We start from the raw sequence: 26,190 nt of genomic DNA on the forward strand, positions 1-26,190 counted from the left end.
GGCCGTCTCGCTGCGAGAAATCTGGCGGATCGGTGAATGTTCGGGCCGAGGGAGGAGTAAATGGCGCGTCTTTCGCCCTGTCGCTTCGCCTGTTCGAGCGGCCGCGGCATCGGGCGATCCGCCCCCTTGAAAATCCAAACAGCCATTTATCGCGCGCGCCGCGCCTGCTATCGCCCGCGCCAGATGACGGCCACCCATCCTCCCGATAGCCAGCTGCACGGATTCGTGGCGTTGCTGCCATCTGCTGCGCGCCCCTATGCGCTGCTCGCGCGGTTCGACCGGCCGATCGGCTGGTGGCTGCTTTACTGGCCGTGCGCCTGGGCGCTCGCGCTCGGCGGCGGCGCCGTCAGCCATTGGCCGCTGTTTCCGTGGCTGCTGATCGGGGCGATCGCGATGCGCGGCGCGGGCTGCGTCTATAACGATATCGTCGATCGCGACCTTGACGCAAAGGTCGCGCGGACGGCGTCGCGTCCGGTCGCGAGCGGAGCGGTGTCGGTGCGCAATGCGCTGTTGTGGACTTTGCTGCTGTCGCTCGTCGGTCTGCTCGTATTGCTCCAGCTGCCGCGCCCGGCGCAGATCGTCGCGCTCGGCAGCCTGATCCTCGTCGCCGGCTATCCGTTCATGAAGCGCATCACCTGGTGGCCGCAGGCGTGGCTGGGGCTGGTGTTCAGTTGGGGCGCGCTCGTCGCGTGGGTCGCGGTGGGCGGCCCGGCCGGGCCCGCGCTGCCGTTGCTCTACGCCGGCTGCATCGCATGGGTGATCGGGTACGACACCATCTATGCGTTGCAGGATATCGAGGACGATATGCTGATCGGCGTGAAGTCGAGCGCGCGCGCGATGGGGCGCCATGTGAAGGGCGGCGTCGCGCTATGCTACGCCTTAGCGCTCGGATGCTGGGGCGGCGCGCTGTGGGCGGTGCGGCCCGATCCGCTGGTGCTGATCGCGCTGTTGCCCGCGGCATTGCACCTGACCGGGCAGGTGGTGACGCTCGACCCGGCGAACGGCGAGGATGCGCTCGCAAAGTTTCGCAGCAACCGCTTTGCCGGCCTGCTGATATTCGCGGCGATGCTCGTGGTCGGGACCGCGCCCTAGCTATTCGGCGGCCAGCATTTCCTCGGCGCCCCCGAGATCGACAGATACGAGGCGCGACACGCCGCGCTCGATCATCGTCACCCCGAACAATCGGTGCATGCGCGCCATCGTCACCGCGTTGTGGGTGACGATCAGGTAGCGCGTGTTGGTCTCGCGCGCCATGCGGTCGAGCAGGTCGCAGAAACGTTCGATATTCGCGTCGTCGAGCGGCGCATCGACTTCGTCGAGGACGCAGATCGGCGCGGGGTTGGTGAGGAAGAGGCCGAAGATCAGCGCCACCGCGGTCAGCGCCTGTTCGCCGCCCGACAGCAGGGTGAGTGTGCCGAGGCGTTTGCCTGGCGGCTGCGCCATGATTTCGAGCCCGGCCTCGAGCGGATCGTCCGAATCGACGAGCTCGAGATGCGCCTGTCCGCCGTTGAACAGCGTCGTGAACAGCCGCTGAAAATGGGTGTTCACCGCCTCGAACGCGGCGAGCAGCCGCACGCGGCCCTCGCGGTTGAGGTTGCCGATCGAGCCGCGGAGGCGGTGGACGGCCTGCGTCAATTCCTCGATCTCGGCGGCGTTCTTTTCGCGCTCGGCGTCGAGTTCGGCAAGTTCGTCGGCGGCGACGAGGTTCACCGGGCCCAGCCGCTCGCGGTCGGCGACCAGCCGGTCGTGCTGCGCCGATTCGGCGTTGGCATCGCTTACCGTGTCGCTTTCGAACCCGGCCTTTTGCGGGAGCAGCGGCGGCGGGCATTCGAAGCGTTCGCCCGACAGCCGCCCCATCTCGATGCGGCGGAGCTCGGCATTTTCGGAGCGGGCGATCGCGCCGGCGCGGGTTTCGCGCGCGGCGGCGACGCGTTCGCGGATCGCGTTCAGCGCACTTTCAGCCTCGCGCAGCGCGGCTTCGGCGGCGCGTTCCTGCGCTTCGGCGGCGGCGACCTTTTCGCGCAGCTCGGCCTGTTGCGCCTCGGCGGCGGCGCGTTGTTCGGCGAGCTTCGCCGGAACGTCGGAGAGCTTGGCCGCTTCGGCCGCGAGCGCATCGGCGCGCTTGTCCATCTCGGTCACACGGCGCGCCGCCTCGCCGGCACGCGCCTTCCAGCTCTTGATCTCGGCGCTGACCACCGCCTGCCGCTCGCTGAGCGCGGCGAGCGTCCGTTCGTGCGCGGCGAGGGCGTCGCGTGCGCTGTTCGCGTCGGCGCGCGCCCGTTCGGCGGCCTGCTCCTCGGCATCGAGCGCGGCGCGCGCGATGCTGTCGTCGGGGAGCGCGGCGAGCGCGGCCTCGTGCACCGCGAGCGCGTCGGCGGCCTCTTTCGCGGCTTCGGCGATCTCGCCAAGGCGGCGGTCGAACAGCGCGGCGGCGTCGCGGTGGCGGTCGAGCGCCGCCTGTGCCTGATCGGCGGCGCGCAGCGCGGTGCGGCGCGCCTCGTCCGCCTGCGCGACGCTTTTGCGGGCGGTCGCGGCGGCGTCGGTCAGCTGGGTTGCCCTGGCGGCGGCGGCGTCGCGGCGGTCGCGCAGTTCCTGAACCCCGAGTTCGACCCCGGGACGCTGCGCCGCGAGCGCGTCGAGGCGGTTCCGGCGTTGCAGTCGTTCGGTCGCGGTCGCGCCGTCGCCGCGCGTGACGAAGCCGTCCCAGCGGCGCATCACGCCGTCCAATGTGACGAGGCGTTGGCCGACCGCGAGCGGCTGCCCGACGTCGGAATCGGCCACCGCGACCTGTGCGAGACGTCGTGCGAGTGCGGCAGGCGCCTTGACGAATTCGGCGAGCGAGCGGGCGTCGGCGGGCAAGGCAGGATCGCCCTTCGCCGCGTCGGCGCCGCTCCAGCTGCGCGCCGCACCCTTGTCGGTCCCCGCGTCGAGATCGTCGCCAAGCGCGGCGGCGAGCGCGGCTTCATAACCCGGAGCAACGCGGAGTTGATCGAGAATACGGCTTTCGTCGCGGCGCCCGGCGGCAAGCGCGCGCTCGAGAGTCGATGCCTCGCCTTCGAGCGCCGCCAGCGCGGCGCGGGCTTCGGCGAGGCCCTTTTCGATGCCGGTGAGCTCGGCGGCGACCCCTTCGCGATCGGCCTCGGCGTCGTGGAGCGCGGTTTCGGCCGTGCCGATGGCGGTTTCGGCGGCTTCGGCGGTCTTTACGCTTTCGGCGTGCTTCGCGGTCAGTGCGTTGCTGTCGCCGAGTGCGGCGATTTCGGCATCGACGCGGGCCTTGTCGCCCGCAACGCGGCGTACGGCGGCTTCGGCGCTGTCGCGCGCCGATACCGCGATGCGCCGGTCGGCGGCTTCGCTCGCGGCCTTGGCACGCGCCTGCGCCAGCGCGACTTCGGCATCGCGGAGGCGCGCCTGCGCGGCGAGATTGGCGTCGGCGAGCGCGGTCTTGCCCGCGTCGTGGCCGGCGATGTCTTGCGCCAGCGTCCTGGTTTCGGCGTCGAGCGCGGTGAGCGCGGCATGCGCTTCGCGCGCGAGTTCGCCTTCGTGCGCGCGATCGTCGGCGATGCGCCGTTGCTGCATTGCGAGATCTTCGAGCCGCTGGAGCGCCGCGCGTTCCTCGCCCTGCAACCGGACCTGCGTTGCGGTCGCCTCGGCCAGCGCGTCGCGCTGCGCCTGTGCATCGCTGCGCGCGGCGGCGACGCGCGTCGCGACCTCGGTCTGCGCTTTCGATATGGTTTCGAGCTCGTCCTGCGCGGTCTTCACAGCGGCTTCGGCGGCGTCGGCGTCGCGGCGCGCCTGATCGGCGGCGGCGGCGGCATCGCGCCAGCGCGCGTAGATCAGCCGCCCTTCGGCGATGCGGATATCGTCGCTGAGTTTCTTGTATTTCTCCGCCGCGCGCGCCTGCCGGCGCAGCGCATTGGCGCGCACCTCCATGTCGGCGACGATTTCGGAGAGGCGCGTGAGGTTGGTTTCGGTCGCGCGCAGTTTCTGCTCGGCATCCTTGCGGCGGACGTGCAGCCCCGCGATGCCGGCGGCTTCTTCGAGCATCGCGCGGCGGTCGGTCGGTTTGGCCGCGATGACATTGGCGATCTTGCCCTGGCTGACGAGCGCGGGGCTGTGCGCGCCGGTCGCGGCGTCGGCAAAGATCAGCGCGACGTCCTTCGCACGCACGTCGCGGCCGTTGGCGCGATAGGCGCTGCCCGCGCCGCGCTCGATGCGGCGGATGACCTCCAGATCGTCGCCGTCGGCGGCATCGGACAGGCCGGCGACGAGCGCGCCTTCGGTGTCGCAATGGAGCGCAACCTCGGCAAAGTCGCGCGCGGGGCGCGACGAGGTGCCGGCGAAGATGACATCCTCCATCCCGCCGCCGCGCATCGATTTGGCGCTGGATTCGCCCATCACCCAGCGGATCGCTTCGAGCAGGTTCGACTTGCCGCAGCCGTTCGGGCCGACGACGCCGGTCAGCCCGGGTTCGATGCGGAGTTCAGTGGGTTCGACGAAGGATTTGAAACCGGTCAGGCGCAGCCGTTTTATCTGCACGGGGGCGCCCCGTGCAGCTCATCGAATCGGAGCTGGTGCAACCTTGTCGTCACAAATCCCCCATGCAGCCGTCATGCCGCGCGGCGGGGGGAGTCGCAAGACTTCTAATTTCGTCGCCCCCGCGGGGGCGGGGGCGACGGCTGTTTCTACAAAGAGGCTTTAACGCGCGCCCATCGTGCGCAGGCGGTCGCGGAGCGGACCCCAGCCGTTGATTCCTTCGGCAACCTGGCCGTTGATCACGAACGACGGTGTGCTGTTGATCTGATGTTGCTCGACCGCGTTGTTGGTGCCCTTTTCAATCGCCTCGACATTTTCGACCTTGCTGAGGCACGCCTGGATCGTCGCGGCGGGGACGCCGCGCTGCTGATAGAATTGATCGATGCCCCAACCCTTGGCGAGCGCGACGAAGCGCTGTGCGGGGGGCAGCTTCATCGCGTCCTCGATCCCCGGCTGCGGCTTCGACGCGCCTGCGATGAAGGCTTCATGCTCGAGGAAGGTTGCATCGGCGAGCGGGAAGAAGCGGTCGGGGCCGGTGCATTTGACGATAGCGCCCGAAATCGCGTCGACCGGATGAAGCATGAACGGCGTCAGCTTGTACGACACGCGGCCGGTGTCGACGAAATCGCGCTTCAGCTCTTCGTGCGAATCCTTGGCGAACTGCGCGCAATGACCGCAGGTAAAGGCGCCATATTCTTCGAGTTTGATCGGTGCGTCGGGGTTGCCCATCACGACGCCGTCGCCGTCGACGCGCACGACCTGCGACCAGCTCTTGCCGGCGGGGGGTGCGACCTTGGCGACCACGGACTGTTCCTTGGAGGGATCGGTCGCGCCGTCGCCACAACCGGCGAGCGCGAGCGCGCCAAGCGAGGACAATAGGGCGATACGAAGCGATGCGGTCATGTTTTTCTTTCTCCACGAAAACGGGAATGCGGGGCTTTTACGAGGCCTTGAGCGCAAGGTCGAGTTTCGATTTGAGCGCGGGCCAGGCGGTGACTTCGGCGTTGCGGCCGTTGACGAAGAAGCTTGGCGTGCCTTCGACATTGTCGGCATTAAGGCCAATGTTGGTCATGCCGGTGAGCTCCGCCTGTGCGACCTCGCTGTCGAGCGCGGCGTCGATCTGCGCCTGCGAATAGCCACGCGCGCGCATCAGCGCGGTGAGGCCCGTGCCGGCGGCGATCTTGCGCGCGCGCTCGCCGGTGGTGCCCTCGAACCAGTTTTTTTTCTGCGACTCGGTCGCCTTCTGGATCTTGGCGATCATCGCGGGGAAATTGTTGAAGAGCGCCTGATGATTGCCCGCGAAGGCCCCAGGGCCGCCGCAGCGTGCGAGCAGCGCGGCGGTCATGTCGACCGGGTCGCGGACGAGGTTGCGATATTCGAACAATATGAGCCCGCGGTCGACATATTGCGTCTTCAGCGGCAGCGTCCCCGCTTTCGCGAAATCGGCGCAGACGTGACAGGTGTAGCTGAAATATTCGACGACTCGAACCTTGGCGGCCGGATTGCCGACGAGGAAGGCGCCGATAGGCGTCGTTGTGACGGTCTGCGACCAGAGCGTGGGTTTCGCTGGCGTCGCGGCGATCAGACCGAGCGCGGCGCCCGAAAGCGCCAGCATCGCCGCGCGGCGATCGAGAAGCGGTTCGTCAAAAGCGGACATCGTCGGCCGTCTTTCCTTTAGCTTATGCGAGGCAGTTTGGGCGCCGCCGCCAGTCCCGCGGCCATGCGTTCGAGCACGGTGCGCAGTTCCGGGTCGCCGATGTCGCGCAGGCTGTCCCCCAGTTCGGCGGGTACGGGTTTCAGCATTGCCGGTGGCTGAACGGGCGGCGCGGGGGTGACCTGGCCGTGCGTCATGCGGACCTGCGCAACGGCGGCATAACCGAAGAAGCGGTTGACCGCGGCGATGATGTCGGGCGCGACATGTTGCAACATCGGTGCGTGCGCACCGCTGATCGTCAGGTGTAGCGTGCCCCCCGCTTTCTGGCCCGCCGGAAAACGGATCATCGCGGGCTGGGTGACGTCGGCGAGGCGGTCGCCGACGATCTCGCGCCAGCGGCTGACCACCGAACTTTGCACAAAACCGAATTTGCGAAAGGCGGCGCGGCCGATTTCGGGGACGAGGTCGGACACCATGCGCGCTTCGCCGCCGCGTGGGCGTTCATAGGGGCGCACCGGCGGCTTGGTGCTCTTGGCCCCGCTCTTCGCCTTCGCCTTTTTGGCCGGCTTATCCTCTCCCGCGTCTTTCGTCATGGCGGGTGCCATGCCATAGGCGGGGGGTGAGCGTCCAGACTTCCGACATCGTTGGCGACTTCGCGGGGCGGCTGCTCGACTGGTACGACCAGTCGGCGCGGGTGCTGCCGTGGCGGATCGCGCCGAACAGTGGCGGCGACCCCGATCCCTATCGCGTCTGGCTGGCCGAGGTCATGTTGCAGCAGACGACCGTCGCTGCGGTCGCGGGCTATTTCGCGCGCTTTACCGAGCGTTGGCCGACGGTTGCCGATCTGGCGGCGGCGGGCGATGCCGATGTCATGGCGGCGTGGGCGGGGCTTGGCTATTATGCCCGCGCGCGCAATCTGCTCGCCTGCGCGCGCGTGGTTATGCGCGACCATGGTGGGCGCTTTCCCGATAGCGAAGCGGGGCTGCGCGCGCTGCCCGGGATCGGCGATTATACCGCGGCGTCGGTCGCGGCGATTGCCTTTGGCCGCGCGGCGGTGGTCATTGACGCGAATGTCGAGCGCGTGATCGCGCGCCACCGGCTGATCGAGACACCGCTGCCGATGGCGAAGCGCGAGATTCGTGCCGCTTTGGCGCTGCTGGTGCCGGGCGATCGACCGGGCGATTTCGCTCAGGCGCTGATGGACCTTGGTGCGACGGTCTGCACGCCGCGTGGACCGGCGTGCGCAATCTGTCCGTTGATGGCGGACTGCCGCGCGCGCGGCCGGGCGGATATCGAGCGCTTGCCGGTCAAGCCGCCGAAGAAGGCGAAGCCGCATCGCCACGGGCTTGCGCACTGGATCGAGCAGGACGGGCAGCTGTGGCTCGTCCGTCGCCCCGACAAGGGCATGCTCGGCGGGATGCGTGCGCTGCCCGGCGGCGAATGGGGCGAGGTGCCATCCGAGTCGGGAATTGTCAGCGTCGATCATGGTTTTACCCATTTCGACCTGACGCTGACCTTGGTTCGGCGCGCGGCTCCCCACGAAGGCCCCGATGCCGCAGCGGAAGGCCTATGGTGGCCGATCGCAGACCTTGACGCGGCGGGGCTGCCGACGCTCTATCGCAAACTGACCGACAAGATGCTGGAGAGAGACGCATGAACATGATGGTGTCGCGCCGCGCGCTGATGGGTGGAATGGCGCTGGCTGGTGCGGGGGCGTTGCTGCCGCGCGCCGCGCTCGCGTGGAAGGTCGACGGCGCCGCGCTCTATCCCGCGACCGATGCGTTCATCAAAGGTTTCGTCGACCGCCGCGAACTCGCGGGCACGCTCGCCGCGATCGGCAAGGGACAGGAGGCACCGCTATTTTTCGGCGCCGGGGTGCAGTCGAACGATTCTGCGACGCCGGTCGGCCCCGACACGCTGTGGCGCCTCTATTCGATGACCAAGCCGGTCACGGGCATCGCCGCGATGCTGCTGATCGAAGACGGCAAAATGAAGCTCGACCAGCCGATCGCCGACTTCCTGCCCGCCTTTGCGAATATGAAGGTGCAGAATGTGCCCGACGGTTCGATCACCGACGTGCGGCCCGCGAAAGGCCCGATCACGGTGCGCCAGCTGCTCACCCACACCGCGGGGCTCGGATATAACATCATCCAGAAGGGGCCGATCAAAAAGGCCTATGACGACAATGGCATCGCCGGCGGGCAGGCGAGCCGCCTGCCGATACCGGGTTTTGCGCCGGTGACGCCCGCGCCGAGCCTCGCCGTGATGGCCGACCGGCTCGCGGCGTTACCGCTCGTCTATGAACCCGGCACCAAATGGAGCTATTCGATCAGTCTCGACCTGATGGGACGGTTGATCGAGGTCGTGTCGGGGCAGCCGTTCGATGCGTTCCTGAAGGCGCGGCTGTTCGATCCGCTCGGCATGACGAGCACCGGTTTCATGGTCGCCGCGAAGGATGTGCCGCGCTTCACCAGCAATTATGCGCCGTTCGGCGGCGCGCTGATCCCCTTCGATCCCGCGGCGAGTTCGATCTATCTCGACCGGCCGCCCTATCCCATGGGCGGCGGCGGACTGGTGTCGAGCGCGCGCGATTACGACCGATTCCTCGCGATGCTGCTGGGCGAGGGCGAAACGGGCGGCGTGCGCGTAATGAAGCGTGAAACCGCGCGGCTCGCGATGTCGAACCTGCTCGCCGACAGCGTCGACCGCAAAGGGACCTTCATCGATGGGCAGGGCTTTGGCGCCGGCGGCCGCGTGTCATTGCCGACCTCGCCGGGCGGCGAGGGGATTTTCGGCTGGGCGGGCGCCGCAGGGACGATCGGCTTCGTCCACCGCGGGCTCGGCTATCGCGTCGGTGGCTATACGCAGATCATGCCGCCCGACGCGGTGCCGTTCCAGGGCAAGTTCGGCGAGACCTTCTTCAAGGATGTGACCGGCTGATGCCCTTGCCGCTCGGCTTTACGGGGGCGTGGCTCGACCGTGCCGATCAGCTGCGGACGAATGCCGAGGCGTTTGCCATTGCGGCGACCGATCCGCGGGCGCGCTGCCTTGTGCTCGACGGCATCGATTTTGTTCCGAGCGAGGGCGGTGGGTTGCTCTGGGAGCCGCTCGACCCCGCCGACGACCGTGCGCTGATGCTGCTCGGGATCGACGATGACGGAATCCCGCATTTCGTGCGCGAGGCTCCGGCCGGCGTGCGGATCGATGCGCGGTCGCGGACGGTGATGCGGTTGCTGCCCTTGCTCTCAGGCGAGGATGCGGCGCTCTATGGCGGTGCGCGCAGCCTCGTCGACTGGCACGCGCGCCACCGTTTCTGCGCGGTCTGCGGATCGTCGACCGATCTGTTTCGCGGCGGATGGGGGCGGCGCTGCGGCAGCTGCAACGCCGAACATTTCCCGCGCGTCGATCCCGTCGTGATCATGCTCGCCGAATGCGATGGGCGCGTGCTCGTCGGGCGGCAGGGCGGTTTTCCGCCGGGATTTTTCTCGGCGCTCGCGGGCTTCGTCGAGCCGGGTGAATCACTGGAGGAAGCGGTTGCGCGCGAATTGTTCGAAGAGGCGGGCATTCGCGTTTCAGATGTTTCCTATGTGGCGAGCCAGCCCTGGCCCTTTCCTTCGTCCTTGATGATCGGGTGCCGCGCGGTCGCCAAGGACCCCCTGCTGACGCTCGACACGACCGAGATCGAGGCGGCGATGTGGGTCGACAAGGCCGAGGTGCGCGCTGCGCTGGCGGGCGACATGGGCGCGCCGTTCATGGCGCCGCCGCCGCTGGCGATCGCGCGCTATCTGCTGGAGGACTGGGTGGGTCGGTAGGGCGAGGTCGATAACGGCTTTGGGGTGGGGAGCGGACGTAGCCCTCTCCCCTTCAGGGGAGAGGGTTGGGAGAGGGGGCGGAAGCAGCTCAAGCCCCTCTCAACTGCGGCTAGCCGGTGAAACCGGCAAGCCTTCTTATCTCTCCCCTGAAGGGGAGAGAGCAAGTCCTTCAACGGCAACTATCGGTCGAAACCGGGCGTGTAGATCGCGAGGCTTAGAATTTCTTGCCGGTGATCCGGCTGATTTCCTTGGCCACCATCGCCTCGACCAGCGCGGGCAGGTTGGCGTCGAGCCATTGCTTGAGCATCGGACGCAGCGCGTCGAGGACGACATCCTCCATCGTGCGGCCGCCTACGGCCGGCGCGGCGACGGTCGCCGCGGCGACGGCGGGCGCGACGGCGGCGGTCAGCGCCTCGAGCGACTGGCGCGCGGCATCGGCGCTCGCTTCGGAGACAAGCTCTTCGGTTACGGGCGCGGCTTCGGGCACCACGTCTTCCTCTTCGTCCTGAAGGTCGAGAATATCGTCATTTTCGGCAAACCGCGCTTCGCGAACACTGCCGGGCGCCTCGTCACGAGCGATTACGCGCCGAATCGACGACAAGATATCTTCCATCGAAGGTTCCCGCGACATATCGCCCATAACCCAACCCCCTAAACCATCGCGATTACCGGATGGTTAACCGTCTTCTTACCGATCTGAGGCGCGTTTTGCCAAGCTTTATTGTGGCGTCAGCGAGGGCGGGCCGACGGGAACGGTGGCGGTTGCCGCGGGGACGGCGCGGGTGTCGGTCGCGACCTGCTGCGGCGCCGGATCGTCTGCCCAATCCCAGAGCTCGCCTTTCACGCGCCGGTAATTGACTTCGGGATCATAGAGCGCGCCACCTTCGATGCCGAGATCGCGGGCTTCGGCCTTGCCCATTGCGGCGAGGACCGAGAAGGCAGCGACATAGGAGTTGCGCTGCGCCGAGACGAGCTGGACCTGCGTGTTCAGATATTCCTGTTCGGCGTTCAAAATGTCGAGGATCGACCGCGTGCCGACGCTGTTTTCGGCGCGTACACCCTCCAGCGATAGCGCATTGGCGCTCACCGCCTGCTGCGTCGCGGCGATGATTCGTTCGTTCGCCTGCCACGCGGCATAGGCGCCGCGCGTCTGCGCGATCACGCCGCGTTCGGTTTCGATATATTGTTCGATCGCCTGGCTACCGCGCGACTGCGCCTGCCGCACCTGGGCCGAGCGGCGGCCGCCGGTGAAGATCGGCAGCGTCACCGAGACGCCTGCGGCGGCGGCCGAGGTTTCCTGCGTCACGCCGACGCCGGTGACGCCGCTGTTCAGCGAGCCGAGGTAATTATTATAATTTCCGCTGAGCGTCGCGGACAGTTTCGGTGCGCGTGCCGCCTTTGCGGCGCCGATATCGGCCTTCGACGCGTTGACCAACTGATTCGCCGCTTCGATGTCGGGATTGCTGGTCAGTGCGATCGCCACCGCTTCCTCGGCATTCGCGGGAAGGTTCGGGAGCGTCGGGGGCGCCTGCAAGTCGGTCGGCGCGTCGCCGACAAGCCGGATATAGGATTCGCGGCTGCCAATCAGGTTCGCCTCGGCGTTGCGCAGGTCGCCTTCGGCGAGCGCGAGCCGCGCCTCCGACTGCGCGACGTCGGTGCGCGTCAGGTCGCCGATCTCGAAGCGGTCGCTGGTCGCCTGCAAATTGGTGCGCAGGACCGAGACATTCTTCTGATTGAGCTGGACGATCGCCTGATCGCGAATGACGTCCATATAGGCGCCGACGGTCTGCGAAAATATGCTCGCTTCGGTCGCGCGAAGGTCGGCTTGCCCGGCCTCGACGCGAAATTTGGCGGCGCGCACGGCGTTGCGGACCGCGCCGCCCTGATAGATCGGCACCGACAATTGGCCCGACCCGGTGACCGAGCGCATCGGCGAGTTGAAGCTGTTGCCTGGGGTGATGATATTTTCTTCATAATCGGCGCGGGTGTTGACCTCGGGCAGCCCGAAGCTTTTCTGAATCGGCACATTTTCGTCATTCGCGCGCTGTCCCGCGCGCGCGCCGGTCAGCGTCGGGTTGTTTTCATAGGCCTTGGCCAGCGCACCCTGCAATGTTTCGGCCTGCACCGCCGCGGGCAGCATCAGCGCTCCGACCGCGAGGCCGGCGAGCCAGCGGGACCGGCGAAGGGACTGTTTCTTGTTGTTATCGTTCATAAAGTTGTCAGCCCCGAAACAAGGAAGGAAGTGGCCTTAAAACTTGAACCCCGCCGGTGCGGCAAAGCCCGGCAAGGGTGCGACGTCCATGTCGGCAAAGCTGCGCAGCGCAACCGCGCCCCCGGCCTTCACGCCCTCGGCGAGCCGCGTCACCGCTCCCTCGCGCCGCGCCGCGACCAGTCGGCCGCCGTCGGCGAGTTGCGCGACGAGCGCGTCGGGCAAAGTTTCGATCGCGCCCTCGATGATGATGCGGTCGAACGGCGCGGCGCCCGGTGCCCCGGCGGCCAGCGGGCCCGCGACCCAGTGGATATTGTCATGGACGGTCGCGCTCTTGGCGGTAGCCATCAGTTCGTCTTGTTCCTCGACGGCATGGACCTCGGCGCCGAGCCGAGCGAGCAGTCCGGCGGTATAGCCCGTCGCGCTGCCGACCAGCAGTACGCGTTGGCCGGGGCGGATCGCCGCGGCGACGAGCATGCGGCCGGTGACCAGCGGCGCGTTCAATACGCGGCCATGTCCCAGCGCGATCGCGCGGTCCATATAGGCGACACTGGCGAGCGTAGCGGGCACATGCGCCTCGCGCGGTGCCGCGGCCATCGCGCCGATGACCGCGGGGTCGATGACGTCGTTGGTCCTGAGCTGGCTGTCGATCATGACAGAACGCATCTCTGCCGCCGTGATTTCGCTAAACTTCGTCGCCATCAGCCTTTTCCAATTCCCTGGAATATGAACCTTTGCGGGGCAGCTTTAGCCGAAGCGATGCTGTATTGCAATAGTAATACAGCCCCGCAGCCGCATTGTCGCCGCGCATAGCTGCCAATGGGGATGGCGCCAACCCTCATCGCGCGCCGCCCGGCGCGTCAGCCGGGATGCCTTGGGCGAATCCTTGACAAGCCAGCCAAAGCCCCTCACTAGCGGCGCCGTCCAACACCCGGCCCATCCCCCAAGGATGCGGCATTTCGGCATGAGGCCCGATGGCGGAGTGGTGACGCAGCGGATTGCAAATCCGTGCACGCCGGTTCGATTCCGGCTCGGGCCTCCAATAACCGGTCGGCAGATGGTTGCTGATGGTTGAAAAACTCGCGGATTTCTGCTAGTTATGAGGCACTCACTGATTGTCGGTGATGGTCTCTGATTGTCCGTAATTGCGGCCGTTGGGGGCCTTTTTCGGGGCAGGAGAGGCCCCCATTAGCGCGAGGCCCCCAATGGCGCTGACAGATGCTGCAATCCGAACCGCCAAGCCTAGAGAAAAGTCATACAAGGTTGCAGATTCGAAGGGCCTGTACCTCCAAATCAATCCCGGTGGCAGCAAGCTTTGGCGGTTGAAGTATCGTATCAACGGCGTAGAGCGGAAACTGGCACTAGGCGCTTATCCCGAAATCAGTTTGGCCGAGGCTCGCGAGGCGCGCGACGCTGCGCGCAAGCAAGTGGCGCATTCGATCGACCCGAATTTCGCAAAACGGGAAGCGCGAATTGAAGCGAGCGTGCGCGCTCGCAACAGCTTCGCGCATGTCGCCGACGATCTCATTCAGAAGAAGACCCGCGAAGGTTTGGCCGCGCCGACACTGAAGAAAATGCACTGGTTCGTGAAGCTGTTGGGTCCTGAATTCGGCAGACGCCCAATCGCCGACATCACTCCGCATGAAATCTTGCACGAACTTCGCAAGCATGAACGGCGAGGTCGGCTTGAAACCGCTAATCTTCTAAGGTCATTCGTCAGTCGGGTTTTCCGATATGCGGTCGCGACCGCGCGCGCGGATCGCGATCCTGCGCAACTGTTGATCGGGGCGCTGACGATCCCGAAGGTGAAGCATTTTTCGGCGATCACCGATCCAGTGGTATTTGGCGGACTGTTGCGCGCAATCGATGATTATCAAGGTGACCCAGCTGTAATGGCGGCGTTAAAACTTACGCCCCATCTGTTCCAGCGTCCCGGTGAAATGCGCCAGATGGAGTGGAGCGAGATCAATTTCGACAAGGCGGTCTGGACGATCCCGGAAGGCAAGATGAAGATGCGCCAGCCCCACGCCGTACCGCTTTCGCGGCAGGCGCTCGCGATCCTTGCCGACATGCGAATTTTGTCGGGTTCAGGCCAATATGTCTTTCCGTCGGTCCGCACCCGGTCGCGACCCATCAGCGACAATACGTTGAACGCCTCGCTGCGGCGCATGGGATATCCCAAGGATCAAATGACGGCGCATGGTTTTCGCACATCGGCATCGTCGCTCCTCAACGAATCGGGATATTGGAATCCCGACGCGATCGAGCGCGCCCTCGCCCACGCGGTCGGCGGCACCATTCGCCGCATCTATAATCAGTCAGCCTATTGGGCCGAACGTGTCGAGATGGCTCAGTGGTGGAGCGATTATCTCGACGATCTGCGTGAAGGAGGAAACCGATGCCCGTCGCCGAGACCCCACCCTCGACCGGGATATGGAATCGGACGGGCGACGCCCATAGGAGTCTCTCGCGGATTGCCGCTCGCCTCCTATTCGCCAAGGACAAGGAGGAGCTGGGGCTAGAAGAGATCGATCGCATAGCGGTTGCGATCGAGCGCGCGGTTCGGCGTCGGTTTCTGATCGCGGCGACGCTGTTCCTCCTCTGCATTCTGCTATCGCTGTTCGTCATCGCCGCGTGGGCCGCAGCGGCTTTGGACGGACAGGACAGCGGCCAGGCGCTTGTCATCGCTGCCAGTCTTTTGCTCATGATGGCGGCGTGTATCGCCGTGGGGTGGCGCCACTTTCAATATGGCTTGGGGATCGCAGAAAGGAAGCGAACGCCCGTTTATGGAAACAGCCGTCGTTCGACCGTCGAAACGCTCGAGAAACTCTTCGACTATCTCGGCCGCCGGACGGGGCCATCGACCTATTACTACGACCGAAAAGGCAACAGGCGCCCGGTTCATCGCCGCCATTTTTACGGACGATTGAGAGGCCTGCTCCTGTCGGAAATCGCCAGTGACCGGGCGATCGTTCTTCCGCCGCATGGTTTCTGGTTCACTGCCCAGATCTACATCGACGCCGAACCGGAAGACATTATCCGTGCGCTCAAAGTCAGGCCCAGCAGCGGAGGTCGCCCGAAGGAATTTGATTATGAGGCGATGCTGTTGGCCTTGATCGAGCACCCGGCGCTGCGCACGATCGATCCGGATGAATATGGCGCCGAAACCGAGGTCATGAACCTCATCAGGAATCGTTGCGAACCGAGCGACGACCATGACAACGACATTCCCGTTCCCGAAAGCACCCGGTTGCGGGCATTTGCCAAGGAAATTGCCGCTTCGATAAAAATAAATCGTGGCGCGCGCTAGGCGGGAAGGTTTCGGAGATACCGAAAACTCCCGGAAAAGTGCCATTTTCCCTTGCAAGCAATTAGCGACATTTACGGCCGCCCGCGGATTTCTGCGACCTTCAGGTTCCCGCACGACCCATGTGCAGTCCTGTGCAATTTGAGCTGTCTTCCACCATCAATCGCCACGGAGACGCTCATGGAACCCCTAGTCCTTTCGATCAACGAAACCGCGAAGGTTCTCGGTATCGGCCGGTCCTCGGTTTATGCCCTGATCAAGTCGGGATCGCTCGACGCGATAAGGATCGGGACGCGAACCTTGCTGACCACAGAGTCGATCCGGCGCTTGACTCAATCAGCCAATTGATCGGCGCGATCGCTCGACTTGCGGTGATGAATAAGCAGCATTCGCGCGCAGCGCCGATGCGGGCAGGACATCTACGTCGGTCTTATGGTGAGCGCGGCCTCAAATGAGCGCGCACCGGCGGCGGCAGGCGCCGCCAGAGGTCGCGCGTTGGCACGGTTGGCCGCGCAGCGCTCTTGTCTCGCTTCTTGGCGCCGCGGGCGCGCGGCCCTTGCGGCGGGGACGCAGCGCGCGGCGCTGCTCCGGACGCGGCGCTGCCACGTCCGACCCACCACCGGCCCGCGCACACCGCGGCACCGGCGGCTGCGACAAGGGCGCGTCTGTTCTCCAATGATGACGCCGCGCTGATCGCGCGCCGGCGCTGTGCTTGGGCCGGCCACGGACAGCGTGGCAGTCGGCGCACGGCTGTGGGACCGCTCGGCCGGCGCGCAAGCCGTCGCTGCGCGTCGGCTCCTCCATTGCATTCCGGCCCTGCGGGTGCGCGCCGTCCTTTGGCGCGGTCCCGTCGCCTTTCCTCGCCGCCCGCCCCGCCGTCCGGGGCCGCGTGTGGTGGAAGGAAAGGAGAAAGATCATGAAGCTTGATTTTATCGATGTGGATCATCTGTCGATTGCGACGACCAATATGCGCGGGAAGGGCAAGGACCCCGATGTGTCCGACCTGCTCCCCAGCGTTCGCGCGCGCGGGGTGCTGGTGCCGCTGCTCGTTAGGCCCAACTGTTCCGAAGGCCATTATGAGATCGTTGCGGGACGTCGGCGTTTTACCGCCGTGAGCGTCGTGGCGCGCGAGGGCGGCGCGGTGAAGCCGATCCCCTGCGCGATCCTCGACGAGGGCGACGATGCCGATGCGCTCGAAGCGTCGATGCTGGAAAATCTTGCGCGGGTCCGGCCCGACGAGGTCAGCCAGTGGGAAGCGTTCGTCGCGCTGGTCAAATCGGGGCGCAGCGTCGACGAGGTGGCGGATACGTTCGGGTTCGAGGCGTCCGCGGTGAAGCGCATCCTTGCGCTCGGCAATCTCTTGCCGCGCATCCGCACTCTCTATCGGCGCGGCGAGATCGATGCGGGCACGGTGCGACACCTGACCCTTGCCTCGAAAAGCCAGCAGAAGGCATGGCTGGCGCTGTTCGACGACGAGAGTGCCTATTGCCCGACCGGCCATCAGCTCAAGGCGTGGCTGTTCGGCGGCAACGCCATCGCGGTGAAACACGCGCTGTTCGATGTTGCCGAGGCGAAGCTCGCCATCGTCTCGGACCTGTTCGGCGAAGACAGCTATTTTGCCGACAGCGATGCTTTCTGGACCGCGCAGTTGGAGGCCATCGAAGCGCGCAAGGCCGCGTATCTCGACGCGGGATGGCCCGATGTCGTTATCATGGAACGCGGAGACTGGTTCCAGTCGTGGGGTTATGTCCATGCGAACAAGCGCAAGGGCGGTCGCATTTATGTCGAGGTTCGCGATAGCGGCGAGGTCAGCTTCCACGAAGGCTATGTGTCCACCAAGGAGGCGAAGCGGCTTTCGGGCGGTGGCGGCAGCGATGATGAGAACACGCACGCAACGAAGCCCGCGCGCCCCGAAGTGTCGGGTCCGCTCAATGCCTATATCGACCTGCACCGTCATGCGGCGGTGCGCGCCGATCTGGCCAGCCACGGCGGCGTCGCGCTGCGGGCGATGCTTGCGCATGTCATCGCGGGCGCCGACCTGTGGCGGGTTGATATCGAAAGCCAGCGCGCGCCGAAGGAAGCGATTGCCGAGAGCGTCGAGACTTGTCCCGCCGAAACGGCTTTCGACATCAAACGCCGTGCCGTGCTGGCGGTGCTGGGATTCGATGAGGACACCCCGACTGTCACGGGAAGGCCGCTTCACCGGCCCCCTTTTGCGCCCTTGTTCCAGCGGCTGCTCGAACTCCCCGATCCGGTGGTCCTGGAGATCGTGGCGATCGTCATGGGCGAGACCTTGGCGGCGGGCAGCGAGGCGGTCGAGATGATCGGCCTTCATCTGGGCACCGACATGCGCCAGCACTGGCAAGCCGACGCGGCCTTCTTCGACCAGCTTCGCGACCGCGAAGTGCTGCTCGCCATCACCAGCGAGGTCGCGGGCGCCGAGGTGGCGGCCGCGAACGCCGGTGAAAAGGCAAAGGCGCTGAAGGCGATCATCGCCGATTGCCTTGCGGGCGCGAACGGTCGCGCCAAGGCCGAGCCGTGGGTGCCGAAGTGGATGGCGTTCCCGCCGACCGCCTACACGTCGCGCGGCGGCGTCGGCAGCGTGAAGGCGGCGGCGCGCGTGGCGTTCGATCTTTCGGCTCCCGCCGATGCCAATCCGGTCGAGCGGGGCGGTGCGCCCGACGGCAACGAGACGTTGCTTGCAGCGTAAAGGCAGGGCGGGCGGCTTCGGTCGCCCGCCCATTTTTTGCGGCCCCAAAATGACGCCCCGGCCTTGCCGGCCGGCGCGGGGTCATTCGTTTCGGGCGCGCCGCCGCCGCAAGCGGCAACGGCGCGCGAAGATTTGAAAAATGGAGAATCTGGGGCGGTGCGAATTTTTCCCCTCCCACCGCCCCGACGATCATCGCGTTGATGATGCATCGCCCTGCCACCGGCAACTGGAACCGTGGTCGCATACGCCCGGCTGCGCTGGCAGGTGCGGTCATTTTTAGTCCAGCGGACTGGTTTGAATAGCCGGAATCTGCTCGTCTGCCGGATTGCTCCAAATCGCGACAAGCGGGTCTCAACATCCTTACGCATGCCCGGCGCCAGCCGGTCGCAACATCATATTCTCGTCCTATGCGGGAAGGGCGGCGTTGTCGCTTGTCCCGTTCGTGGCTGATCGATTGGGTCGTTGCGCGACGGCAGTCTTTAATCGCTTCAATCTCTCATATTTCGATAATTGACCGTCCCGCCCGATCGATAGCCGATCGTCTCCAGCGCAGCAGAACCATCCCGGCGACGGGCGAGATGACCTGTCCCGGCGCGGTGCCCCGCGAAAGTGCGGCGGCGCGATTATTTCCCCGCGTGCTGCGCACGCTCCTCGCGGGCCGCTTCGCTTCAAATAATCGCGCCGCCGCACTCCTCCGCTCACGCTGTGGCCCTTCGGGTTCGCGCGGCGCCTTATGCGCCGGCCCCTGGTCCGCCCATGCCGCAGGGATGGTCCCACGGCACAGTGAAGGAGACGACCAATGGCAGCTATCGGCTTTGTGAACGGCACCATCGAAAAAGGCTTCGTGGGCCAGCTCAAGACCCTCTCGATCCGCGCCGCGATCGAGATACGCCCCAACCGCTCGAAGAACGGCGATATCCAGCCCGACTACCGGGTCTATTCCGAAGGCGTCGAGATCGGTGCCGGCTGGGTCCGCATCGGCGAAGCTTCGGGCAAGCCTTTCGTGTCGCTGACGCTGGCGGCCCCCGAGTTCGGGCCGCGCCGCATCTACGCCAACCTCGGCCGCGCCGCCGGCCAGGACAGCGAAGATGCCTATGCGATCATCTGGAACCCCGACAACTGAGCCGGGCTTCCGCCCCGCGCCGCGGTCTGCGGCGCGGGGCTTTGCTGTGCGCTGTTCAGACAGGGCCGCCGCCGGGCTTATTGTCGCGATCGAGGTCGGCGACGGTAAAGGTCATCGGGTTGCGCAGCCAGACATTGACCTCGCCGACACGCCAGCCGCAGCAGCGCGTCGCGATCTTGTGCTGTGGCGGGAACGTCCCGGCGGCGATCTTGCGATAGAGGGTCGCGCGGCTGAGGCCGGTCAGATCGAGCACTTCATTGAGCCGCATGAGGCGGAGGGGGGATTGGAATGCCATGCTGTTCTACTCCATCTGGTGAACGAATTTGCGTCGACACGAGATAAAGAAAGCATGACGGGCGTTGCCGTCAACACCGCAGAAAACCGTCATTTACGGCATAGTGCACTGGCGTAGGGCCGTGGGTATCCGCCGGTATCCATGGGGACTTCCTGGGAGTTGTGGCGTAGGCTGAAATTTTCTGTCTCATCAGGTCTCGCCGGCAGTTGTCCCCCGCCCGATGAGGCCGTCGAGGACGGCCGCGTCCGCAAATGACGCGCCGTAAACGGCGCGGCGTCTATCCGATTCGCGTGAGATGAGCGCGCCGGTGGCGCGCAAGCGGTCGCCGCTCTCGCGGCGGCGGAGTTTGTCCCGGCGCGGCGGGGGCGGAGGTGGGCGTCACTCGCCTTTAGCCCCGCCCGGCCGGGCCGCAACCCGCGTGCCGCGGGTTCTCCACTTCGTTGCGATCCTGCGGATGCCGCCCGACCGATGATGCGGGTCTGCCGGCTCCTTCCTGCCGCCCACCCCGCCCCCCTCCGGGCCGGGGTGCGGTGGCTGGAAGGAGACCGAAGGATGATGGACCGTAAATCGCGCGAGCAGCGGCTGCAACTCTGGCGAGCCGAGCGGGCCGTTGACCGCTTGCCCCGCATGACCCGCAAGGTCTTTCTCGCGATCCGCGTCGAGGAGCTGAGCTATTCCGAGATTGCCGCCCGGTTCGGCATCAGCATCGCCGATGTCGAGGCGCATTTTGCGGTGGCCTTGCGCATCCTCAAGAAAGTCATGGATGAAAAAGATCCATGGTGGTGGCGATTCCGGCGGTGATGACCGCTCGCGAGCCGGATGGCGCTTGCCATCCGGCCGATGCAATTACAGGATGATAAGGATGCGAACCGACCTCGATCATCTCCCGACCAACAAGCAACGCGAACTCGAGCGCGTAAAGCAGATCATCTTCGAGGAGTTCGCCGACAGCATCGCGCTCGCGACGATGAGCTGGAAGAAGGAGGGCCGGATCGACAAGATCATCCTTTACGGCAGCTACGCGCGCGGCGGCTGGGTCGATGAGCCGCATACGGCGAAGGGCTATCGGTCGGACTTCGATCTGCTGATCATCGTCAGCGACAAGCGCCTCACCGACAAGGTCGAATTTTGGCCGAAGATCGAGGACCGTCTCAATCGCGAGCTGTTGATCGACAAGACGCTCCACACGCCCGTCAACCTCATTATCCATACCATGTCCGAAGTGAACGACGGTCTCGCGCACGGGCGCTATTTCTTCATGGACATCGCGAAGGACGGCATCGCGCTTTACGAGTTCGACAACAAGGAATTGCACAAGCCCAAGCCGAAGACACCCGATCAGGCGCTCGACATGGCGCAGGAATATCTTGACAGCTTTTTTCCAGCGGCGATGCAATCTTTTGAGGGCGCACATTTCCACATTGGCAAGGGATACGTGAAGAAGGCAGCGTTCGACCTGCACCAGACGACGGAGCAACTTTACCATTGCGTCCTATTGGTCTGCACTTTCTACACCCCGCATGTTCATAATCTGGCGTTCCTTCGCACCCAGGCCGAACGCCTCGACATGCGTCTCGTCGATGTCTGGCCGCGCGAATTGAAGTCGGATCGCAGGCATTTCGAGAAGCTCAAGGAAGCCTATGTGAAGGCGCGCTACTCGAAGCATTACCGCATCACCGAGGAGGAATTGCGCTGGCTCGGCGAACGCGTCGAAGAACTCGGTCGGGTCGTGCATGCCATTTGTTCGGAGCGAATTGCCCAGCTTAAAGCCGCTACGCAGGCTGGTCGCTGATTCGTGCCTCAACGCATGACAATCGCTGGGCAAATCGAGGCGCTGATCCAGCGCCTCGAAGGCGTGGCGATCTGTGATGATTGTATCACCGATCGCCTAAATCTGTCGGTGCGCTCGCAGGCCAATGTCGTGACGCGCGGCCTTGGAGGCGCAGGCGGCTACGCCCGCGAGAAGCAGCCCTGCGGACTTTGCAGTTCGGTCAAGGTCTCGACGTCACATCATCGCTGACGCCATCGGCGAACGCGCGTTTGCCGCGACGACGCCATAACATCAATCGCTGCTCGCGGCCTTCGCCGCGCAGCGTCGCAGCGGCTTCGACGAGTAGGCCCAGAATGACGGCGCGATCGTCGCCGGTGAGCTCGACCAGATCAGCCTTTGCAACGAGGCCGCCAAGCTCGATCAACTGGCGCGTGCGTTCGCGGCGCTTCACCTGCCATGCCCGCGTGTCATGCCGCGCCCGCTTCGCCTGAAGGCGATTGCGGGCTTGTATTGACCGCCGAAGCGCCGCGCGCGTTCCGGCCAGCGCCTTTGCGAATGCAGGCGCCGTCCCCGCGAAAGAACGCCGCGCCGCTCTTGCTCCACGCCTCCTTCCGCGCCGCGTCTGCGCCGACAACATCGAGCAGTGCACCCGCAAGCTGTTCGATCGACAAGGCATCCGCGCCTGTTGCTATCACAAGCTCACCGAGCTGACCTTGCTTCTTCATCTTGAGCGCCTTGGCCTTGTCGGTCAGCGCCTGAAGTTCGGCGTCGAAATCTCTCGGTTTGCGCATCGTCTGTCCTTCCATTTGTGAGGGTCGGACGAACCAGCTATGCCGAGTCTCACGCGTGCACAAGCTGCTGAAATCTCCCGAGACTTTGTGATCCCGAGCGCGATGAAATCGTGTGAGGGCGCGCTTATACGTCGTGCCGACGTGCTCGTTTTGCTGTAAATGGTACGCCGCTATGGCGATCTACCATTTCTCGGCAAAAGTCATTTCGCGCGCGGTCGGCAGCAGCGCGGTGGCCGCCGCCGCCTATCGCTCCGCCGATCGCCTCCACGACGAGCGGCTCGGCCGTGCCCACGACTTCTCGAACAAGGCCGGCGTCGTCCACAGCGAAGTGCTGCTGCCCGAAGGCGCGCCCGAGGAGTGGCGCGACCGCGAAAAACTCTGGAATGATGTCGAGGCGGCGGAGATTCGCAAGGATGCGCAGCTCGCGCGCGAAATCGAGTTCGCGATCCCGCGCGAGATGACCGAGAAACAAGGCATCGAGCTTGCCCGCGACTTCGTGCAAAGCGAGTTCGTCGACCGCGGCATGATCGCCGATCTCAATGTCCATTGGGACATCGGCGCCGACGGACTGGCACGGCCACACGCCCACGTCATGCTGACCATGCGCGAGATCCGCATCGGCGAGGATGGATCGGCCGAGTTCGGCGCGAAGGTGCGCGACTGGAACCGCACCGAGCTTCTGACGCATTGGCGGGAAGCCTGGGGTACCCATGTAAACGAGCGCCTTGCCTCGCTCGATATCGATGCGCGCATCGACCATCGCAGTCTCGAAGCGCAGGGTATCGACCTTGAACCCCAGCACAAGATCGGCCCGGCGGCATCGCGGATGGTGGAGCAAGGGCTCGAAGTCGACCGCGCCGAAGAGCATCTCGATATCGCGCGGCGGAACGGCGAAAAGCTACTCGCCAACCCGTCGATCGCGCTCGACACCATCACCCACCACCAGGCGACATTTACCAACCGTGACCTCGCGATGTTCGTGCACCGGCACAGTGCCGGAACAATCCAGTTCGATGCGGTGATGGGCGCGGTGAAAGCGTCGCCCGACCTGATTGCGCTGGGCAAGGATGGGCGCGGCGAAGATCGGTTCACGTCGCGCGCGATGATCGAAACCGAGCAGCGCCTCGAACGTGCGACCGCGACACTCGACGCGCGGCGCAATCATGGCGTCGCCGAGCGTCATCGCGAGCGGGCGCTCGCGAGTGCATCGGAGCGTGGGCTTGACCTGTCGGCGGAGCAGCGAGGCGCTCTCGAACATGTCACCAGCGCACGCGGCATTAGCAATGTCATCGGCTATGCCGGAACGGGCAAGAGCGCGATGCTTGGTGTCGCCCGCGAGGCATGGGAGGCGGCGGGTTATAACGTGCAGGGTGCGGCGCTCTCGGGCATCGCCGCCGAAGGCCTCGAATATGGCTCGGGCATCGCGTCGCGCACGCTCGCGAGCCTCGAGCATCAATGGGGTCAGGATCGCGAACGACTGACGAGCAATCATATCCTCGTGATCGACGAGGCGGGCATGGTCGGCACCCGTCAGCTCGAGCGTGTTTTGTCCGAGGCGGAAAGCCAGGGCGCGAAAGTCGTTCTTGTCGGTGATCCGCAGCAGCTCCAGGCGATCGAGGCGGGCGCCGCGTTCCGCGCTGCGGCCGAACGTCACGGCGCCGTCGAGATCATGGACATCCGTCGCCAGCAGGAAGAGTGGCAGCGCGAAGCGACGCGCGAACTTGCCACCGGGCGGACGGGCGCGGCCATCGGTCGCTATGTCGAGGCGGGACATGTCCACGCCGCCGAGACGCGCGAGGCCGCGCGCGCCGAGCTGGTCGATGCGTGGGATCGTGACCGGCAGGCGCATCCGGGTGCCAGCCGCATCATCCTGACCCACACCAATGACGAAGCGCGGCTGCTCAATGCCGAGGTGCGCGAGCGGCTGAAGGAAGGCGGCGCGCTTGCCAAAGAGGTGGGCATCACCGTCGAGCGCGGCGAGCGTGCGTTTGCATCGGGCGACCGCATCATCTTTCTCAGGAATGGGCGCGAGCTTGGCGTGAAGAACGGCTCGCTCGGCAGCGTCGAGAGCGTGAGCCCGGCGCGCATGGCGGTGACGCTCGACGACGGGCGTCGCGTCGCGTTTGACCTCAAAGATTATGCTCACCTCGATCATGGCTATGCCGCGACGATCCACAAGGCCCAGGGCATGACCGTCGACCGGGTGCAGGTGCTCGCGACGCCGGGGGTAGACAGCCACTCGACTTATGTCGCGCTGTCCAGGCACCGCGAGCAGGTGAGTCTATATTATGGCCGCGACGATTTTGCCAATCAGTCGAAGCTTGTGCGCTTCGCCTCGCGCGAGCGCGGCAAGGATATGGCGAGCGATTACAAGGTTGCGGAGGCGACGAAGGCCGCCGAGCCCAAACGTTCCATGTTCGACGGGTTCAAGCTCACTGTCTCGCGCAAGGCGCTCGATGCGCCAGCGCCCAAACTGCGGCGCGATGCTCGCCTCTCCGAGGTCAAGATCAGTGCCCGCAGTCTCGATCCGGCCGCGGCGCGCTCGCCCCTCGAGAGGGCGGTCGAACGCTTTGCGCGCGTGACGAAGGAGATCGTCGATGTCCGGTGCGCCGGCGGGAAGGAACTTCCGCACGAACTCGACAGCTATCGCAAGGCGTACAGCCAGCTCGATGCACTGCGTCCCGGCGGGGCGAGCGATCTGCGCGAGGCGTTCGGGAAGAGCTACAAGCTCACCAGCCAAGCAGCCGAAGGAAAAACCGCGGGGGCGATCGCCGCGATGGATCGGGAAGCGGCTGCGCGTGCCGCGGAGCGCGCGGCGGCCGAGCGCGCGGGGCGCGAGCGGGCGCGGCAGGCCGCCGAGACCGAGAAGCGCGCCGAGCTGTTCGTCGCCTCGTGGAAAGAGGAGAGCCTGCGGGCGCGCAAGGCGCCGACCTATGCCGCCCGCGACGAAGCGCGCGCCAACCTCAACGACATGGCGAAGAGCCTCCACCGCGACCCGCAGCTCGAGTCGCTGCTCCAGAATCGCCGCGCCGACCTCGGGCTGAAATCCTCTGCGACAGGATCGCTGTCGCACGACCTCCAGCAATATCTCGGCCGCTCGCGCGGGATGGGCATATCGATGTAGGCCGATGCCATGACCGTGAAACGCCCCCGTTCGACCCCAACATCCAACAATGCCGCCGAAGCGTTCGACAAGCTGCGCGACGAAGTATCGCTCCTGCACGCGGCGATCGAAGGCCTCACGGCAGCGAAGGAGAAGCTCCCCGATTACTCGCCCACGCTTCGCAAGATCGAGGGGCGCCTTGAGCTTGTCGACCAGCATATCGAAAGCATCCGCGACAAGCCCGCCATGCTCCTCACGCCTGAAGGGCTCGCAGCACGGCTTGCGGATGCGGCGATCATGGTCCGCGCGGAAGACCGCAAGGCCATTGGTGACGCGCGCGACGCGCTCTCCTACGAACTTGGCCGCGTCGAGGGCATGATCAAACAGCGCCGTTCGACCGCCGAGCAGGATTGGTGGGTGACCTGGGCGGCTACCGGCGGATTGCTATTCGGGGCGTTTCTGACGCTGCTGGGAGTGTCCATTTGGACGTAGCTCGCTGTGGAGCGAAACGGCGGGTTTGCGCCCAGCGGCGATGCAGTGCATCGACCGGCTGGAGGAAGCCAGATTCATCGAGAGATTTCTCGATCCGCACGATCCTAGCAGTGTCATTGTTCAATTGAAAGACGTGGGCGCGCCGCGATGTTGGCGATGCGCGGTTCGTGGGCTTGGCGACCGTTGCCCAAAAGCAGGCGCACCTAAGATCCGACCGTTTGGGATTCCGTCGGGATGCGCGAACTCGGCAGACTCGAATTGTAAAACATCGTTAACTACCGATTTTAATTCGGCAAAAATCGAGCCAAGCGCATATTTCGAGTTGATAATTCATTTTTTTGTAAGAAGATTGGGCTTCGGTTTGCCGCATTGGGCCTGTCTCGCGGCGTT

Annotated in this window: 23 protein-coding genes and 1 tRNA gene; 14 read left to right on the plus strand and 10 right to left on the minus strand. The window is 65.5% G+C overall.

Annotation, left to right across the window (positions count from 1 at the left end):
* The first annotated feature begins 183 nt into the window (after positions 1–183).
* Positions 184–1,092, plus strand: a complete 909-nt coding sequence (ubiA, locus tag SKP52_RS00225) for a 4-hydroxybenzoate octaprenyltransferase (protein WP_039579191.1) — start codon at positions 184–186, stop codon at positions 1,090–1,092.
* Here ubiA and smc read toward each other — a convergent pair whose 3' ends face one another.
* From smc to SKP52_RS00245, 4 genes are all read right to left on the minus strand, one after another.
* Positions 1,093–4,536 carry a chromosome segregation protein SMC gene (gene smc / locus SKP52_RS00230; protein WP_039570395.1) on the minus strand — a complete coding sequence of 1,148 codons (3,444 nt, stop codon included), beginning with the start codon at positions 4,534–4,536 and terminating at the stop codon, positions 1,093–1,095.
* 159 nt (positions 4,537–4,695) lie between these two features.
* Positions 4,696–5,436 carry a thioredoxin domain-containing protein gene (locus SKP52_RS00235; protein ID WP_039570397.1) on the minus strand — a complete coding sequence of 247 codons (741 nt, stop codon included), beginning with the start codon at positions 5,434–5,436 and terminating at the stop codon, positions 4,696–4,698.
* Between the two features lie 37 nt (positions 5,437–5,473).
* Positions 5,474–6,190, minus strand: coding sequence for a thioredoxin domain-containing protein (locus SKP52_RS00240; protein ID WP_039570399.1), 717 nt, complete (start codon positions 6,188–6,190; stop codon positions 5,474–5,476).
* Positions 6,191–6,207: 17 nt separating this feature from the next.
* Positions 6,208–6,780, minus strand: coding sequence for a DUF721 domain-containing protein (locus tag SKP52_RS00245; RefSeq protein WP_039579193.1), 573 nt, complete (start codon positions 6,778–6,780; stop codon positions 6,208–6,210).
* 26 nt (positions 6,781–6,806) lie between these two features.
* Here SKP52_RS00245 and SKP52_RS00250 point away from each other — a divergent pair, with 26 nt between their 5' ends.
* From SKP52_RS00250 to nudC, 3 genes are read left to right on the plus strand one after another with little or no spacing between them, the layout of a single operon-like run.
* A complete protein-coding gene (locus SKP52_RS00250; protein WP_228383762.1) occupies positions 6,807–7,844 on the plus strand; it encodes an A/G-specific adenine glycosylase in 1,038 nt (345 codons plus the stop codon).
* Positions 7,841–9,127 carry a serine hydrolase domain-containing protein gene (locus tag SKP52_RS00255; RefSeq protein WP_039570402.1) on the plus strand — a complete coding sequence of 429 codons (1,287 nt, stop codon included), beginning with the start codon at positions 7,841–7,843 and terminating at the stop codon, positions 9,125–9,127. Before SKP52_RS00250 ends, SKP52_RS00255 begins: the two co-directional genes overlap by 4 nt.
* The gene (gene nudC, locus SKP52_RS00260; protein ID WP_039570404.1) at positions 9,127–9,999 is read left to right on the plus strand and encodes an NAD(+) diphosphatase; all 873 of its coding nucleotides are present in this window, start codon (positions 9,127–9,129) and stop codon (positions 9,997–9,999) included. Before SKP52_RS00255 ends, nudC begins: the two co-directional genes overlap by 1 nt.
* A 214-nt stretch (positions 10,000–10,213) precedes the next feature.
* Here nudC and SKP52_RS00265 read toward each other — a convergent pair whose 3' ends face one another.
* From SKP52_RS00265 to SKP52_RS00275, 3 genes are all read right to left on the minus strand, one after another.
* Positions 10,214–10,612 (minus strand): DUF2497 domain-containing protein, encoded by a 399-nt coding sequence (locus SKP52_RS00265; RefSeq protein ID WP_407695056.1) that lies wholly within the window; start codon positions 10,610–10,612, stop codon positions 10,214–10,216.
* 105 nt (positions 10,613–10,717) lie between these two features.
* Positions 10,718–12,211: a TolC family outer membrane protein gene (locus SKP52_RS00270; RefSeq protein WP_039570408.1), complete on the minus strand. Its 1,494-nt coding sequence runs from the start codon at positions 12,209–12,211 to the stop codon at positions 10,718–10,720.
* Positions 12,212–12,247: 36 nt separating this feature from the next.
* Entirely contained in the window at positions 12,248–12,910 is a 663-nt protein-coding gene (locus SKP52_RS00275) for a protein-L-isoaspartate O-methyltransferase family protein (RefSeq protein WP_039570410.1), read from the minus strand.
* A 266-nt stretch (positions 12,911–13,176) separates the two neighbouring features.
* Here SKP52_RS00275 and SKP52_RS00280 point away from each other — a divergent pair.
* The 5 genes from SKP52_RS00280 to SKP52_RS00305 all read left to right on the plus strand — a co-directional run bounded on the left by SKP52_RS00280 (position 13,177) and on the right by SKP52_RS00305 (position 19,348).
* A tRNA-Cys gene (locus SKP52_RS00280) sits at positions 13,177–13,250 on the plus strand.
* Between the two features lie 163 nt (positions 13,251–13,413).
* The gene (locus tag SKP52_RS00285; RefSeq protein ID WP_081997129.1) at positions 13,414–14,730 is read left to right on the plus strand and encodes a tyrosine-type recombinase/integrase; all 1,317 of its coding nucleotides are present in this window, start codon (positions 13,414–13,416) and stop codon (positions 14,728–14,730) included.
* Positions 14,731–15,695: 965 nt separating this feature from the next.
* Positions 15,696–15,863 (plus strand): helix-turn-helix domain-containing protein, encoded by a 168-nt coding sequence (locus tag SKP52_RS00295; protein ID WP_039570416.1) that lies wholly within the window; start codon positions 15,696–15,698, stop codon positions 15,861–15,863.
* Positions 15,864–16,431: 568 nt separating this feature from the next.
* Positions 16,432–18,225, plus strand: a complete 1,794-nt coding sequence (locus tag SKP52_RS00300) for a ParB/RepB/Spo0J family partition protein (protein WP_052207667.1) — start codon at positions 16,432–16,434, stop codon at positions 18,223–18,225.
* A 799-nt stretch (positions 18,226–19,024) separates the two neighbouring features.
* Positions 19,025–19,348 (plus strand): DUF736 domain-containing protein, encoded by a 324-nt coding sequence (locus tag SKP52_RS00305; protein WP_039570419.1) that lies wholly within the window; start codon positions 19,025–19,027, stop codon positions 19,346–19,348.
* Between the two features lie 55 nt (positions 19,349–19,403).
* On the opposite strand, the gene SKP52_RS00310 is transcribed toward SKP52_RS00305, so the two are convergent.
* Positions 19,404–19,643 (minus strand): helix-turn-helix transcriptional regulator, encoded by a 240-nt coding sequence (locus tag SKP52_RS00310; RefSeq protein ID WP_039570422.1) that lies wholly within the window; start codon positions 19,641–19,643, stop codon positions 19,404–19,406.
* A gap of 552 nt (positions 19,644–20,195) precedes the next feature.
* On the opposite strand from SKP52_RS00310, the gene SKP52_RS00315 reads away from it, so the two are divergent.
* From SKP52_RS00315 to SKP52_RS26790, 3 genes are all read left to right on the plus strand, one after another.
* The gene (locus tag SKP52_RS00315) at positions 20,196–20,444 is read left to right on the plus strand and encodes a sigma factor-like helix-turn-helix DNA-binding protein (protein ID WP_228383763.1); all 249 of its coding nucleotides are present in this window, start codon (positions 20,196–20,198) and stop codon (positions 20,442–20,444) included.
* A gap of 61 nt (positions 20,445–20,505) precedes the next feature.
* Positions 20,506–21,435 (plus strand): HEPN domain-containing protein, encoded by a 930-nt coding sequence (locus tag SKP52_RS00320; RefSeq protein ID WP_039570425.1) that lies wholly within the window; start codon positions 20,506–20,508, stop codon positions 21,433–21,435.
* A gap of 15 nt (positions 21,436–21,450) precedes the next feature.
* Positions 21,451–21,663, plus strand: coding sequence for a hypothetical protein (locus SKP52_RS26790; protein ID WP_039570429.1), 213 nt, complete (start codon positions 21,451–21,453; stop codon positions 21,661–21,663).
* Here SKP52_RS26790 and SKP52_RS26710 read toward each other — a convergent pair.
* Both SKP52_RS26710 and SKP52_RS00335 read right to left on the minus strand, forming a co-directional pair.
* A complete protein-coding gene (locus SKP52_RS26710; RefSeq protein ID WP_039570432.1) occupies positions 21,635–21,865 on the minus strand; it encodes a conjugal transfer protein TraD in 231 nt (76 codons plus the stop codon). The genes SKP52_RS26790 and SKP52_RS26710 overlap by 29 nt on opposite strands.
* Before the next feature lie 16 nt (positions 21,866–21,881).
* Positions 21,882–22,205, minus strand: coding sequence for a conjugal transfer protein TraD (locus SKP52_RS00335; RefSeq protein ID WP_039570435.1), 324 nt, complete (start codon positions 22,203–22,205; stop codon positions 21,882–21,884).
* A 172-nt stretch (positions 22,206–22,377) separates the two neighbouring features.
* Between SKP52_RS00335 and traA the strand changes: the two genes are divergently transcribed.
* On the plus strand, positions 22,378–25,329 hold the full coding sequence (traA, locus tag SKP52_RS00340; protein ID WP_039570439.1) for a Ti-type conjugative transfer relaxase TraA: 2,952 nt from the start codon (positions 22,378–22,380) through the stop codon (positions 25,327–25,329).
* Between the two features lie 9 nt (positions 25,330–25,338).
* On the plus strand, positions 25,339–25,800 hold the full coding sequence (locus SKP52_RS00345; protein WP_052207669.1) for a DUF6118 family protein: 462 nt from the start codon (positions 25,339–25,341) through the stop codon (positions 25,798–25,800).
* The last annotated feature ends 390 nt before the right edge of the window (positions 25,801–26,190 follow it).

Source organism: Sphingopyxis fribergensis, assembly GCF_000803645.1.
Taxonomy (GTDB): domain Bacteria; phylum Pseudomonadota; class Alphaproteobacteria; order Sphingomonadales; family Sphingomonadaceae; genus Sphingopyxis; species Sphingopyxis fribergensis.